Annotated in this window: 11 protein-coding genes; 5 read left to right on the top strand and 6 right to left on the bottom strand. The window is 72.6% G+C overall.

The window, feature by feature from the left end; all coding sequences use genetic code 11:
• The first annotated feature begins 171 nt into the window (after nucleotides 1-171).
• Entirely contained in the window at nucleotides 172-2,151 is a 1,980-nt protein-coding gene (locus ACQPXS_RS39000; protein WP_433454183.1) for a Xaa-Pro dipeptidyl-peptidase, read from the top strand.
• A gap of 136 nt (nucleotides 2,152-2,287) precedes the next feature.
• Here the strand turns inward: ACQPXS_RS39000 and ACQPXS_RS39005 are convergent, their stop codons facing one another.
• Nucleotides 2,288-3,202 (bottom strand): FAD-dependent oxidoreductase, encoded by a 915-nt coding sequence (locus ACQPXS_RS39005; RefSeq protein WP_433456160.1) that lies wholly within the window; start codon nucleotides 3,200-3,202, stop codon nucleotides 2,288-2,290.
• A gap of 101 nt (nucleotides 3,203-3,303) precedes the next feature.
• Between ACQPXS_RS39005 and ACQPXS_RS39010 the strand changes: the two genes are divergently transcribed.
• Both ACQPXS_RS39010 and ACQPXS_RS39015 read left to right on the top strand, forming a co-directional pair.
• Entirely contained in the window at nucleotides 3,304-4,332 is a 1,029-nt protein-coding gene (locus ACQPXS_RS39010) for an oxidoreductase (RefSeq protein ID WP_433454185.1), read from the top strand.
• 1,043 nt (nucleotides 4,333-5,375) lie between these two features.
• The gene (locus ACQPXS_RS39015; protein WP_433454187.1) at nucleotides 5,376-7,016 is read left to right on the top strand and encodes an ABC-F family ATP-binding cassette domain-containing protein; all 1,641 of its coding nucleotides are present in this window, start codon (nucleotides 5,376-5,378) and stop codon (nucleotides 7,014-7,016) included.
• 14 nt (nucleotides 7,017-7,030) lie between these two features.
• Here the strand turns inward: ACQPXS_RS39015 and ACQPXS_RS39020 are convergent, their stop codons facing one another.
• The 4 genes from ACQPXS_RS39020 to ACQPXS_RS39035 form a co-directional block, all read right to left on the bottom strand.
• Entirely contained in the window at nucleotides 7,031-7,819 is a 789-nt protein-coding gene (locus ACQPXS_RS39020; protein WP_433454188.1) for a calcium-binding protein, read from the bottom strand.
• 97 nt (nucleotides 7,820-7,916) lie between these two features.
• Nucleotides 7,917-8,492 carry a DinB family protein gene (locus ACQPXS_RS39025; RefSeq protein ID WP_433454189.1) on the bottom strand — a complete coding sequence of 192 codons (576 nt, stop codon included), beginning with the start codon at nucleotides 8,490-8,492 and terminating at the stop codon, nucleotides 7,917-7,919.
• A gap of 91 nt (nucleotides 8,493-8,583) precedes the next feature.
• The gene (locus ACQPXS_RS39030; RefSeq protein ID WP_433454190.1) at nucleotides 8,584-10,968 is read right to left on the bottom strand and encodes a Tex family protein; all 2,385 of its coding nucleotides are present in this window, start codon (nucleotides 10,966-10,968) and stop codon (nucleotides 8,584-8,586) included.
• A 111-nt stretch (nucleotides 10,969-11,079) separates the two neighbouring features.
• Nucleotides 11,080-11,211, bottom strand: a complete 132-nt coding sequence (locus tag ACQPXS_RS39035; RefSeq protein WP_351807010.1) for an LPFR motif small protein — start codon at nucleotides 11,209-11,211, stop codon at nucleotides 11,080-11,082.
• A 147-nt stretch (nucleotides 11,212-11,358) separates the two neighbouring features.
• Here ACQPXS_RS39035 and ACQPXS_RS39040 point away from each other — a divergent pair, with 147 nt between their 5' ends.
• Together ACQPXS_RS39040 and ACQPXS_RS39045 are read left to right on the top strand one after the other, a co-directional pair.
• Complete coding sequence (locus ACQPXS_RS39040) at nucleotides 11,359-12,318, top strand: GlxA family transcriptional regulator (RefSeq protein WP_433454192.1); 960 nt, start codon at nucleotides 11,359-11,361, stop codon at nucleotides 12,316-12,318.
• Between the two features lie 96 nt (nucleotides 12,319-12,414).
• Complete coding sequence (locus ACQPXS_RS39045) at nucleotides 12,415-13,050, top strand: DJ-1/PfpI family protein (protein ID WP_433454194.1); 636 nt, start codon at nucleotides 12,415-12,417, stop codon at nucleotides 13,048-13,050.
• Here the strand turns inward: ACQPXS_RS39045 and ACQPXS_RS39050 are convergent.
• Nucleotides 13,037-13,792, bottom strand: a complete 756-nt coding sequence (locus ACQPXS_RS39050; RefSeq protein ID WP_433454195.1) for an enoyl-CoA hydratase/isomerase family protein — start codon at nucleotides 13,790-13,792, stop codon at nucleotides 13,037-13,039. The genes ACQPXS_RS39045 and ACQPXS_RS39050 overlap by 14 nt on opposite strands.
• Nucleotides 13,793-13,951 lie beyond the last annotated feature (159 nt).

Raw genomic sequence — 13,951 nt, forward strand, 5'->3', positions numbered from 1 at the left:
TCCGTTCGGAAGGTCCTTCGGGGAACGCTGTTCGGAGCCTATTCAGTCCCTGTGGCCCCTGGCCTGTCCATGGCCCCCGCTGTCACACGATCGCCATTCGGCCGTCACGTACCCGCGGACTGCCGCAAAGCCCCCTTCTGCAGCGGGAGTTCACCGGAGTACCGTCCGCGCATGCCGATACGCACCCTCATCCGGACGCGCTTCACGATCTGGAGAGCGCTCGCGACCGCGGTCGTCGCCATCCTGACGGCCGCCCTCCTCACTCCCTCCGCCGCGCAGGCCGGCACCGGCGAGGGCCGGGCCCCGCGCGAGAGCCGGCCCGTCTACTCCTACGCCCACGCCGTCCGCGAGTCCGTCTGGGTGGACACGGGGCTCGACGAGGACGGCGACGGCCACACCGACCGCGTCGCCGCCGACATCGTCCGGCCCGCCGAACCCGCCCGGCAGGGCCGCAAAGTGCCCGTCATCATGGACGCCAGCCCCTACTACTCCTGCTGCGGACGCGGCAACGAGAGCCAGGTCAAGACGTACGACGCGCAGGGCCACGTCGTACGGATGCCGCTGTTCTACGACAACTACTTCGTGCCCCGCGGCTACGCCTTCGTCGGCGTCGACCTCGCCGGCACCAACCGCTCCGACGGCTGCGTCGACGTCGGCGGCCGCTCCGACATCCAATCCGCGAAAGCCGTCGTCGACTGGCTCAACGGCCGCGCCAAGGCGTACACGAGCCGGACCGGGGCGACGACGGTCAAGGCCACCTGGACCAACGGCCGGACCGGCATGATCGGCAAGAGCTGGGACGGCACGATCGCCAACGGCGTCGCCGCCACCGGCGTCAAGGGCCTGAAGACCATCGTCCCGATCAGCGGCATCTCCTCCTGGTACGACTACTACTTCGCGCAGGGCGCCCCGCTGTACGACGGCGGCCCCGACGAACTGGCCGGTTACGTCGAGAGCGACGCGGCGCAGGCCCATTGCGCGGCCGTGCAGAAGAAACTCGCCGACGGCAGCCCCCGCAGCGGCGACTGGACCCCGCTGTGGACCGAGCGGGACTACGTCAAGGACGCGGCCAAGGTGCGCGCCAGCGTGTTCCTGGTGCACGGCATGCAGGACCTCAACGTCCGCACCAAGCACTTCGGCCAGTGGTGGGACGCGCTGGCCAAGCACGGCGTCGAGCGCAAGATCTGGCTCTCCCAGACCGGGCACGTCGACCCCTTCGACTACCGGCGCGGCGCCTGGGTGGACACCCTGCACCGCTGGTTCGACCATGCACTCCTCGGTTACGACAACGGCATCGACCGCGAGCCGATGGCCGACATCGAACGCCACCCCGACCAGTGGGTCACCTCCCGCGTCTGGCCCCCGCGGAGCACCCGTACCACCGCTGTGCACCCGGCCCCCGGCACCCGGGCGGGCGTCGGCGCGCTCGGTCTGCGCCCGGCCACCGGCACCGAGACCTTCACCGACGACCCGAAACTGAGCGAGACCGACTGGGCGGCGCACCTCACCACGCCGACCCCGGAGAAGGCGGGCTTCCTCACCGTGCCGCTCAGCCATGACCTGCGACTGTCCGGCTCGTCCACGGTGACGGTGACCGCGACACCGACCACCACCTCGGCCCACCTGTCCGCCGTGCTGGTCGACCTCGGCCCGGACACCATCCGCGACTACGCCGACGCCGCCGAGGGCATCACCACCCTCACCCACCGCACCTGCTGGGGCGCGAGCACGGCCGGGGACAGCGCCTGCTTCAAGGAGACGGCGGCCAAGACGGCCGAGGTCGACTACACCGTGTTCAGCCGCGGCTGGGCCGACCTCGGCCACTACGCCTCGCTCGGCAACGGCGTCCCGCTCACCCCGGGCAAGGCGTACACGATGACGCTTCGTCTCGCGGCCACCGACCACGTCGTCCCCAAGGGGCACCGGCTGGCCCTGATCATCGCGGGCACGGACAAGGACCTCATCGACCCGCCCGCCACGAAGCCGACCCTCACGGTGTCCCTGTCGGGTACGACGGCCGGGCTCCCGCTGGTCGGTGGGGCGCCGGCGTTCGCCCGCGCCACCGGCGGAACGACGGCCAAGGCGCCCGCCCCGGCACGGCTGACCGGCGTCCGCGCACCGCACGCCACCCGGCACGTTCCGGCGAACTGACCGGCGCCGGGTCACTGCGGGGCTTGGGCCGTCCGGCGCCTGCGGGGTCGTCGTCGTGGCTGATCGCGCCCACGCGGCGGAGCCGCATATCGGCACAGCCCCGCGCTCCTTGCGGGGCGCATGGCCGCGGGCGCCTTCAGGCGGCCGGGAACGCCAGCCCGGCCGCCTCCCGCGCACACCCCCAGGCGACGGTGATCCCGGCCCCGCCGTGCCCGTAGTTGTGGACCAGCGTCCGGCCGTCCGGCAGCGGCTGCCGTTCCAGGCGTACCGCCTCCCTGGCCGGCCGCAGGCCCACCCGGTGGTCCAGCACCCGCGCCTGCGCGAGCTCCGGGCGGACCGCCGCGCACCGGGCCACGATCGCCGCGGCGGTGGCCGGGTCCGGCTCCAGGGACCAGTCGTCCTCCTCCGCCGTACCGCCGAGCAGCAGACCGCCCGGCTGCGGGATGAAGTACGTGGAGGCGGCGGAGGAGTGGTCCACGGCGGTGAACCAGGTCGTGACGCCCGGGTTCTCCACGACCACCAGCTGCCCGCGCACCGGACGCACCGCCGGGTCCGGCACCAGAGAACGCGCGCCCAACCCCGTGCAGTTGACCACGACCGACGCGGGCACCGCGGCGAGGTCGGTCACCTCGCGCGCCTCGATGACGCCTCCGGCCTTCGCGAGCCGCTCACGCAGCCACGCCAGATGCACCGGCATGTCGATCACCGGCAGCCGCGCCGCCAGACCGTCGGCCACCGCCCGCAGGCCCGGCACCCGGCCCGCCCAGGTACCCAGCTCGTCCAGCCGGGTCCCCTGGTGTACGCCGTCGACCAGGCGTACGCCCGTCTCGTCCGGACGGCCCGCCATCTCTTCGTACGCCGCGAGGGACGCAAGCGCCCACGCGCCCACCAGAGGCTCGGGTTCGATGCGGTACGGCCACCACAGGCCGCCCGCGACCGCCGAGGTCGTACGCTCGGCGGGCTCCCGCGCCCACACCCGAACCCGGCGCCCGGACTCCGCCAGGACCACGGCCGTCGTCAGCCCGGCGACCCCGCTCCCGACCACGATCACTTCGTCACTCGGCTCGCTCTCCACGCCAGGACGATAGGCCCTGTCCGGACGACTCTGTCATGCTGCGCTCACATCCGTGCCGGTGTGGGGATACTCACAGCATGTCTGGCGCATACGCGACCTTCGGCCTGGCACCGGCGATCCGCGCCGGCGGTGTGCTCGCCGACGGCGGCTACCAGGTCCACCGCGACTTCGTGGACTTCGTCGTGGACGGCCGTCCACTGCTGTTCCGGCTGTCCGACCTCGACGCCGTCTCCCCGCTCGCCTCGGACGTCCCGCCCGCCATCTTCACCGAGCAGGTGCGCGCGCTGCTGCTGGAGGCCGAACCGCCGCTTCCGGGCGGCCGGTTCGTCATCTACGGCTGTCCCGAGTGCGCTGACCTGGCCTGCGGGGCGGTCACCGCCGTGATCGAGCGCGACGGCGAGGACTACATCTGGCGGGACTTCGCCTGGCAGACGGACGAAGCCGCCGACCTGGAGCTGAACGGCTACCACGGCATAGGGCCGTTCCGCTTCCGGGGTGCCGAGTACCGCGCCGCACTCGGCGACCTGATGGAGGGCTCCTCCGCGCCCCGCCGGCGGGTGCTGCTGATCGGCGCCCGGGTGGCGGTCCTGGCCAAGCTGGCCGCCGCGCTGCGCACCATCGGCATCGGCGCCGACATCACCCCGGACGCCCGGGCCGTCCCCGCCGAGGAACTGCGCGGTTACGGCGCGGTCGCCTTCGGCCGCGCGGTCGGGGAGGCCGACCGGGCCGCCGTACTGGAGGCCTTCGAGCGCGCCGGGGTCGACATCGCCCGGGTGGACGGCCTGGCCCCGATCGTGCCGCTGCTCGTCGCCCAGATCGAGCACGCCCTCGACCGCGGCCCGCTCCCGCGCCGGCTCGTGGGACTGGCCGCAGCCGGCGCCACCGCTGACGTCGAGGTGACCTCGCCGTGCCGCGTACGGATCACCGCCTATCGCCTCGACCGATTCCACCGCACGCACACCCGCGAGGTCTTCGACGGCGTCCTGGAGCCCGGCCGGCACCGCGTCCCGCTGGACCCCAAGGCGGTCAAGGGAGAGGCGTACGTCGTCGCCCGCACCACGGGGGGCGTGCTCGCAGCGCCGGTCACCGGCGAGAGACGGGGCTGAGGCGCGGCGCCGAGCCGCTGAGGAGCGGGGCTGCGAGATGTGGCCGGGGCCCAGGAGACGAGGGCTGTGCGATGCGGGCGGGGCACCGGGAGGCGGGGTCGGGGCGCGTGGGCTGCCCCCTGGAAGCGGGGTGGTGAGGTGCGGGGATGGTTTACCGGAGTACGCGGCCGGGGGGGCGAGGGTGGGCCAACCGGGGAAACGAAGGCTGTGGACGTGGGGGGCCGTCGGGAAACGCGGCTGAGGCCCGAGTGTGGGCCCACTGGGGAAACGGGGGCCGTGGAGGGGCGGGGTGCCGGGAGGCGGGGTTGGGCGCGTGGGCGGGTCCTCCGGAGGGTGGAGGCTGTGAGATGCGGGGCAGGTCACCGGGAAACGCGGCTGAGGCGCGACGGCGAGTCCGCCGGGAAGCGCGGCTGAGACCGAGGGTGGGCCCGCTCGGGAAACGCGGTCGTGGAGGTGTGGGGCGGGCGGGGGAAACGCCACTGAGGCGCGAGGGCGGGTCCGTCGGGAAACGCGGCTGAGGCCCGAGGGTGGGCCCGCCCGGGAAGCGCGGGCCGTGGAGGTGTGGGGGCGGGGAGCCGGGAGGCGGGGTTGGGGGGCGTGGGCGGGTCCTCCGGAGGGTGGAGGCTGTGAGATGCGGGGCAGGTCACCGGAACGCCACTGAGGCGCGAGGGCGGGCCGCCGGGAAGCGCCAGGGAGGTCCGAGGGCGGGCCGCCGGGAAGCGCCAGGGAGGTCTGAGGGCAGGCGACCGGGAAACGCCACGGAGGTCTGAGGGCAGGCGACCGGGAAACGCCACGGAGGCCCGAGGGCAGGCCGCCGGGAAACGCCAGGGAGGTCCGATGGCGGGCGACCGGGAAACGCCAGGGAGGTCAGAGGGCAGGCCGCCGGGAAACGCCAGGGAGGTCCGATGGCGGGCCGCCGGGAAACGCTGATGGGGCTCGCGGGCGTGGTGGGCCGACGGAAAATGCTGCCGAGGTGCGACGGCGGGGTCGCCGGAAAACGTGGCTGAGGCGCGGGTGCCGGGCCTATTAGGATCGGCGTCCTGATGACTGCCACCCTCGTCGCCAAGAACCTCGCCGCCGGACACGGTGACCGTTCCCTCTTCTCCGGGCTGGACCTCGTCGTCGCGCCCGGCGACGTGATCGGTCTCGTCGGTGCCAACGGCGCGGGCAAGTCCACCCTCCTGAGACTGCTCGCCGGACTCACCCCGCCCGAACAGGGCGAGCTGCGGCTGTCCCCGCCGGCCGCGACCGTCGGTCATCTGCCGCAGGAGCCGGAGCGCAGGCCGGGCGAGACCGTCCGGGAGTTCCTGGCCCGTCGTACGGGTGTCGCCGAGGCCCAGCGCGTCATGGACGAGGCCACCCAGGCACTCGTGGACGGGGCACCCGGCGCCGACGACGCGTATGCGACCGCACTGGAGCGCTGGCTCGGCCTCGGCGGCGCCGATCTGGAGGAGCGCGCGGAGGAAATCGCCGACACGCTCGGCCTCGCCGTGGACCTGGACCAGCCGATGACCGCCTTGTCCGGCGGCCAGGCCGCCCGCGCCGGGCTCGCCTCGCTGCTGCTGTCCCGCTACGACGTCTTCCTCCTGGACGAGCCCACCAACGACCTCGACCTCGACGGCCTGGAGCGTCTGGAACGCTTCGTCACCGGCCTGCGCGCCGGCACGGTCGTCGTCAGCCACGACCGCGAGTTCCTTACCCGCACGGTCACCAAGGTCCTGGAACTCGACCTCGCCCAGCGGCAGATCAACCTCTACGGCGGCGGTTACGCGGCCTATCTGGAGGAGCGCGAGGTGGCCCGGCGGCACGCGCGCGAGGACTACGAGGAGTTCGCCGACAAGAAGGCCGCCCTCCAGGACCGCGCGCAGATGCAGCGGACCTGGATGGACAAGGGCGTGAAGAACGCCCGGCGCAAGGCCGGAAACGACAACGACAAGATCGGCCGCAAGTTCCGCAGCGAGGCCAGCGAGAAGCAGGCGGCCAAGGCGCGGCAGACCCAGCGCATGATCGAGCGCCTGGAGGTGGTCGAGGAGCCGCGCAAGGATTGGGAACTGCGCATGGAGATCGCGTCCGCCCCGCGCTCCGGCGCGGTCGTGGCGACCTTGCGGGACGCGGAGGTCCGGCGCGGCGACTTCACCTTCGGACCGGTGTCCCTGCAGATCGACTGGGCGGACCGGGTCGCGGTCACCGGCGCCAACGGCGCCGGCAAGTCCACCCTGCTCGGCGCGCTGCTCGGCCGTGTCCCGCTCGACTCGGGGCACGCGGCGCTCGGCTCGGGCGTCCTGGTCGGCGAGGTCGACCAGGCCCGCAAGCGCTTCCACGGCCCCGAGTCCCTGCTGGACGCCTTCTGCGCGGCCGTCCCCGACACCGAGCCGGTCGAGGTCCGCACCCTGCTCGCCAAGTTCGGCCTGAAGTCCGACCACGTCCTGCGCCCGGCCGCGACCCTCTCCCCGGGCGAACGCACCCGCGCCGCGCTGGCGTTGCTGCAGGGCCGGGGAGTGAACCTCCTCGTCCTGGACGAGCCGACGAACCATCTCGACCTGCCCGCCATCGAACAGCTGGAGTCCGCCCTCGACTCCTACGAGGGCACCCTGCTCCTGGTCACCCACGACCGTCGCATGCTGGACGCGGTCCGGGTGACCCGCCGCCTGGAGGTGGCGGCGGGGAAGGTGACGGAGCGTTAGGGTCGGCCGCCGCGTCAGCCCGTGGTGACGTCGACGTAGTCGCCGGAGGCCTTGGCCGGCCCGGTCGTACCGGTCCCGGCGAAGCTCCACCGCCAGTAGCCGTCCGCGGTGGCCGTCGCCGTGGTCTTGAGAGCGCCGGCGGTGCCGCTGGTCACCGTCTTCACGGTGGTGTACGTCGTGGTGCCGGCCTTCCGGAACTGCAGCTTCACCGACTGGCCCGCGTAGCCGCTGTAGGTGCCGCCCTTGCCCCAGTCGGCGCGGGTCAGCGCGCCCTTGACGGTGATCGTGGCACCCGCGGCCACCGGCTCGGGGGAGGCGTCGACGGTCAGCTTGGCGGCACGCTTCATCAGGAAGGCGCCCGCGTTCTCCGTGTTGACGTAGTCGAAGTCGTTGGCGTCCACGGACGTCCAGATGTGCCAGGTACCGGCGTTGGCGTTGATGAGCATCGCGTTCGGGTCGATGACGATGCTGGCGGTGCAGGTCGATGTGGTGGTGCTTCCGGAGACCGGGGTGCACGTCAGCGGAGTGTCGGAACCGGGGCCGGCGAAGCCGTCGGGGTTGTCGAACGAGCCGTGGTAGAGCCAGCCGTAGGCGTCCTTGATGCCCGAGTTGTCGGTCGCGCTGATGCTGAGGGTGACCGTCTTCTTCGTCATCGCGCCCAGCACGACCGGCTCGCCGCCGTTGACGACGGCCAGGAGGACCTGGGTGTCTCCGTCGCCGGAGTCGGCCCGGGCGGCCGTCACGGTGAGGGCCGACAGTGCGAGCGCGCCGGAGAGGGCCGCGACGGCGGAACGTCTGAACATGTGTCCCCAAAAGGATGAGTTTTCGCCCGGAAGCAGGGCAGAAGTCGAAACCGATCGAATAGTAGTGATCCGACCGTTCTCTCAACAGACGTTTCCGTCAAGCTTCTTCGGCTGCCCTCTGCACCCGCTCCCGGTGCGCCGCCCAGGCGGCTCGGTCTCCGGGCGCCATGTTGGTGCCGCCCGGCCGCTGCCCCGTCGCCCCGTCGATCAACTCACGGACGATGTCGGCGTGTCCGGCGTGCCGCTGGGTCTCGGCGATCATGTGGGTGAGGCTGTGGTGCAGCGTCACCTCTCTGCCCGTGTCTCCGGGGATCCGGCCGACCGCGTCCAGGGGCAGCGAGGCGATGGTCTCGTCGGAGTGCGCCCAGGCCGCGCGGTACCGGCCGACGATGTCCTGGCGGCTCTCGTCCGGCCGGGCCCACAGGTCGGCGTTGGGTTCCGCGTCCCCGGTGATCCACAGGCGCGTTCCGTCGAAGGGCCGGCCGTAGGTCGCGCCGAAGTACAGGGCTTCGGCGCCGGTGAGGTGCTTGACCAGCCCCAGCAGATTGGTCCCTGTCGGGGTCAGCGGGCGCCGGACGTCGTACTCGGACAGGCCCTCCAGCTTCCACAGGAGGACGTCGCGGGCGTCCTGGAGATACGTCTGGAGGTCGTGCTTGGGGTCCGTGACGGTCATGGGGTGAGTCTGGCAACCAGGTGATCTCCGGGGCACCCGGTTTCGCGGGGCCGGGCCGGACGATCGACTCGCCCGGCCCGGCCCCCGTCCGTCAGCGCTTCTTCGGATCCAGCAGCCCGGCCCGCCGCAACGCGTCGGCCATGGCGCTGTTGGCCGGCGGCGGCGCCTGCCGCCCGCCCCGTGCGTCACCGCGGCCCTGACGCTGGCCCTGCCGCTGCTGGGGCGGCCGGGCACCGCCACCGCGCTGCTGCCGGCCGCCGCCTTGCCCCTGCGGCGCGGCCTCGTCGTCCAGGCGCAGGGTCAGCGCGATCCGCTTGCGCGGGATGTCCACGTCGAGGACCTTCACCTTGACGATGTCGCCGGGCTTGGCGACATCGCGCGGGTCCTTGACGAACGTCTTGGACATCGCCGAGACGTGCACCAGGCCGTCCTGGTGGACACCGACGTCCACGAACGCGCCGAAGGCGGCCACGTTCGTCACCACGCCCTCCAGGATCATCCCGGCGGACAGGTCGGAGATCTTCTCCACGCCCTCCTTGAAGGTGGCCGTCTTGAAGGCGGGACGCGGGTCGCGCCCCGGCTTCTCCAGCTCCTTCAGGATGTCCGTCACGGTCGGCAGACCGAACGTGTCGTCCACGAAGTCGGCGGGCCGCATCGAGCGCAGCACACCGGTGTTGCCGATGAGGGAGGCGACGTCCTGGCCGGTCGTCTTCACCATGCGGCGGACCACCGGGTAGGCCTCGGGGTGCACGCTGGAGGCGTCCAGCGGGTCGTCGCCGCCGCGGATCCGCAGGAAGCCCGCGCACTGCTCGTACGCCTTCGGGCCGAGCCGCGCCACCTTCTTCAGCTCGGACCGGGACTTGAACGGGCCGTTGGTGTCCCGGTGCGCCACGATGTTCTCGGCCAGGCCGGAGGAGATGCCCGACACGCGCGACAGGAGCGGCACGGACGCGGTGTTGACGTCCACACCGACGCCGTTCACACAGTCCTCCACGACCGCGTCCAGCGAGCGGGACAGCTTCACCTCGGACAGGTCGTGCTGGTACTGGCCGACGCCGATGGACTTCGGGTCGATCTTCACCAGCTCGGCCAGCGGGTCCTGCAGCCGACGGGCGATGGAGACCGCGCCGCGCAGCGAGACGTCCATGTCCGGCAGCTCCTGCGAGGCGTACTGCGAGGCCGAGTACACCGACGCGCCCGCCTCGGACACCATCACCTTGGTGAGCTTCAGCTCCGGGTGCTTGGTGATCAGTTCACCGGCGAGCTTGTCGGTCTCGCGGGAGGCGGTGCCGTTGCCGATCGCGATCAGCTCGACCGCATGCTCCTTCGCGAGCCGGGCCAGCTTGGCGAGGGCCTCGTCCCACTTGTTGGCCGGCACGTGCGGGTAGATCACGTCCGTGGCGACGACCTTGCCGGTCGCGTCGACCACGGCGACCTTCACGCCCGTACGGAAGCCGGGGTCCAGGCCCAGCGTCGCGCGCGTGCCGGCCGGGGCGGCCAGCAGCAGGTCGCGCAGGTTCGCCGCGAACACGTTCACCGCCTCGTCCTCGGCGGCCGTCCGCAGCCTGAGGCGCAGGTCGATGCCGAGGTGGACGAGGATGCGGGTGCGCCAGGCCCAGCGGACGGTGTCCGTCAGCCACTTGTCGGCGGGGCGGCCGCGGTCGGCGATCCCGAACCGGTTGGCGACGATGCCCTCGTACGACGAGGGAACCGACGAGGAATCAGCCGGTTCCTCCGGCTCCAGGACGAGGTCCAGGACCTCCTCCTTCTCGCCGCGCAGCATCGCCAGGATGCGGTGCGAGGGCAGCTCGGTGAAGGGCTCGGCGAAGTCGAAGTAGTCGGCGAACTTCGCGCCCGCCTCCTCCTTGCCCTCCCGCACCTTGGCGGCCAGCCGCCCACGTACCCACATGCGCTCGCGCAGCTCGCCGATCAGGTCGGCGTCCTCCGAGAACCGCTCGGTGAGGATCGCCCGAGCGCCCTCCAGCGCGGCCTGCGGGTCGGCGACGCCCTTGTCGGCGTCGACGAACGCGGCGGCGGCCGCCAGCGGCTCCACCGTCGGGTCGGCCAGCAGGCCCTCGGCCAGCGGCTCCAGACCCGCCTCGCGCGCGATCTGCGCCTTGGTGCGCCGCTTGGGCTTGTAGGGGAGGTAGATGTCCTCCAGCCGCGCCTTGGTCTCGGCGCCGCGGATGCGGGCCTCCAGCTCCTCGGTCAGCTTGCCCTGCTCGCGCACCGAGTCCAGGATCGCGGTCCGCCGCTCCTCCAGCTCCCGCAGGTAGCGCAGCCGCTCCTCGATCGTGCGCAACTGCGCGTCGTCGAGCATCTCGGTCGCTTCCTTGCGGTAGCGGGCGATGAAGGGCACGGTCGAACCGCCGTCGAGCAGTTCCACCGCGGCCTTCACCTGCCGCTCCCGTACGCCGAGTTCCTCGGCGATCCTGCCTTCGATGGATCCTGCTGCGATGGATCCGGGTGTCGTCACGATCCCGTACCGCCTTCTCCACTGAGGTTGCGCGGCAATTGTGGCAGGTGAAACCGACAACCGGGGATCAGGGCGGCACCTCGGCGGGCCGCCGGGCCGCCGGGCCGTTTCTCAGGCCCGGCTCCCGCGAGCGGTGGACGAGGCCCCGCCGAACAGCCGGGCGAGCGCCCGGAACGGCAGTGTGACCACCGTGGCGACGGCCCCGCCGATCTGGCGCAGTATGTCTGCGAGGGCACTGAACACGGAATTCTCCCTTCTCACCGGTTCCGCTGTCCGTCACCGGGTACCTCGGACGCCGTCCGCCCATGCGCCGCGACGCGGCCGCCCGTGGCAGGAAAGGTGGGAAACACGTCATTGCGGCCACACCGGCGGGGGCGAAGAATCGAGGGCATGGCGCAGCGAACCGTCCTCTTCGTCCTCTTCGACGGCGTTCAGAGCCTCGACGTCACCGGGCCGCTCGAGGTGTTCGCGGGCGCCGAGAAGCACACGCCGGGCACCTACCGGGTCCGAACCGCCTCCCTGGACGGCGGCCCGGTGCGCACCTCCAGCGGTCTGACCCTCGTACCCGACGAGGCGCTCACCACCGCCGCCGACCCGCACACCCTGCTGGTGCCCGGCGGCGAGGGCACGCGCCACCCCGACCCCCGGCTGATCGAGTGGCTGCGCGCCCGGGGACCGCGCGTGTCGCGTCTGGTCTCGGTGTGCACGGGCGCCATCCCGATCGCCGCCGCCGGTCTCCTCGACGGCCGCCGGGCGACGACCCACTGGGCCTACTGCGGCAAGCTCGCCCGCGACCACCCGGCCGTCGCCGTGGATCCGGAGCCGATCTACGTCCGGGACGGGCACGTCGCCACCTCGGCCGGGGTGACCTCCGGTATCGACCTGGCCCTGGCCCTGGTCGAGGAGGACCTGGACCGGGACGTGGCGCTCGCCGTCGCCCGGCACCTGGTGGTCTTTCTGCGCCGGCCCGGCAACCAGGCGCAGTTCAGTGCCCAGCTCGCCGCGCAGACCGCGCAGCGCGCACCGCTGCGGGAGGTCCAGCGCTGGATCACAGAGCATCCGGCGGGCGACCTGACGGTCGACGCGCTCGCCGCCCGCGCCCGCCTTTCCCCGCGCCACTTCGCGCGCGCCTTCCGCGAGGAGACCGGCATGACCCCCGGCCGCTACGTCGACCGGGTCCGCCTGGAACACGCCCGCCGCCTGCTGGAGGACACCCCCGACAACATCGAGGAGGTCGCCCGCGCCAGCGGCTACGGCACCCCCGAGGCCATGCGCCGCGCCTTCGTCAAGGCCCTCGGCACGGCCCCGGCCGAGTACCGCCGCCGCTTCCGCCCGGCCATGGCCCCCTGAGCCCTGGCGTGGCGTCCACTGATCTTCCGGTCCGCCGTCCATCGAGCCCCGGCATCACCGGCCCCTCGGAGGGGACACACCACGAAGGGACACCCCATGCAGATCGCCATCGTCGTCTACGAGCGGTTCACCGCCCTCGACGCCGTCGGCCCCTACGAGATTCTCTCCCGCCTCCCCGGTGCCGAGACGGTGTTCGTCGCCGAGCGCTCCGGTCCCGTCCGTACCGACACGGGCTTTCTCGCCGTCACCGCCGACAAGGCACTCGACGAGGTGCCCAGCCCCGACGTCCTGGTGGTCTCGGGAGGACCCGGCACCGTGGGCCAAATAGAGAATCCGGCCCTGCTGAACTGGCTACGTGCGGCCGACGCGACGAGCACCTGGACGACCTCGGTCTGTTCGGGCTCGCTGCTGCTCGCCGCCGCGGGGCTGCTGCGCGACCGCCGCGCGACCAGTCACTGGGCCGTCCTGGATCTACTGAAGGAGTTCGGTGCCGAACCGACGGGCGACCGGGTCGTCACCGACGGCAAGTACGTCACCGCGGCCGGGGTCTCCGCCGGTCTCGACATGGCCCTCACTCTGGTCGGCAGGATCGCCGGCGACGAACACGCCCAGGCCGTCCAGCTGTGGACCGAGTACGACCCCCGGCCCCCCTACGACGCGGGCGCGCCGCACAAAGCGCCCGCGCACCTCGTGGCGGAGCTCCGCACGGGCGGCCGGTTCAGTCTGACGTAGACCCGCTCCACGTGAACCGCGGCTGCCGGCGCTCGAGGAACGCGGCGACCCCCTCGGCGGTGTCGGGGTTGCCGCGGGCCGCCTGCGCCCAGTGGGCGTCCCGGTCGGTACGGCCGCTCGTGAACTCCTTGGCGGCGGCCTGGGTCAGCTGCGAGCGGGAGACCAGGATCCGGGCCAACTCCGCGACCCGCTTGCCCAGTTCGCCTTCGGGTAGCACCTCGTCCACCAGCCCGGTGCCGAGCGCCCGCCCGGCGTCGATCAACTCGGCCGTGAACAACAGGTACTTGGCGGTGGCCGGACCCACCAGCGACACCAGCCGGCGGGTCGAGGAGGCCGGATAGACGATGCCGAGCCGCGCCGGGGTCACCCCGAACAGCGCGCCCTCCTCCGCCAGGCGGAGATCGCAGGCCGCGGCGAGCTGGGCCCCGCCGCCCACGCAGTGTCCGCGCACGGCGGCCACGGTCGGCTTGGGGAACACTGCGAGCGCCTCCTCGGCCGCCACCGCGAGCCGCTGTGCCTCCTCCGGGGAGCCCTGGAGCGTGCTGATGTCCGCACCCGCGCAGAAGGTCCCGCCCTCACCGGTGAGCACCAGTGCCCGTACGCCGGGGTCGCGCGCCAACTCGTCCAGCAGCGGCGGCAGGGTCCGCCACATCGCGGCGGTCATGGCGTTGCGCTTGGCGGGGTTGCGGATGACGACGGTGGCGACAGCGCCTTCGATGCGGTGCGACAGCTGGGGCTCCATGCCGCGGATCGTATCGGGGGCCCCGGCCGGTACGGTGAGTGTGGGTCGGGTGGCACACGGAGATACGGCGCGACGAAACTCCACCGCGTTTGGAGCAGGGGCAGTCCAAACACGTACGACCCGACTAGTTCGCGAACCGGCGTCCGGGCGACAGGAACA

Origin of the sequence: Streptomyces sp. CA-142005, assembly GCF_050942335.1 — a bacterium.
In the GTDB taxonomy this organism is placed as follows: domain Bacteria; phylum Actinomycetota; class Actinomycetes; order Streptomycetales; family Streptomycetaceae; genus Streptomyces.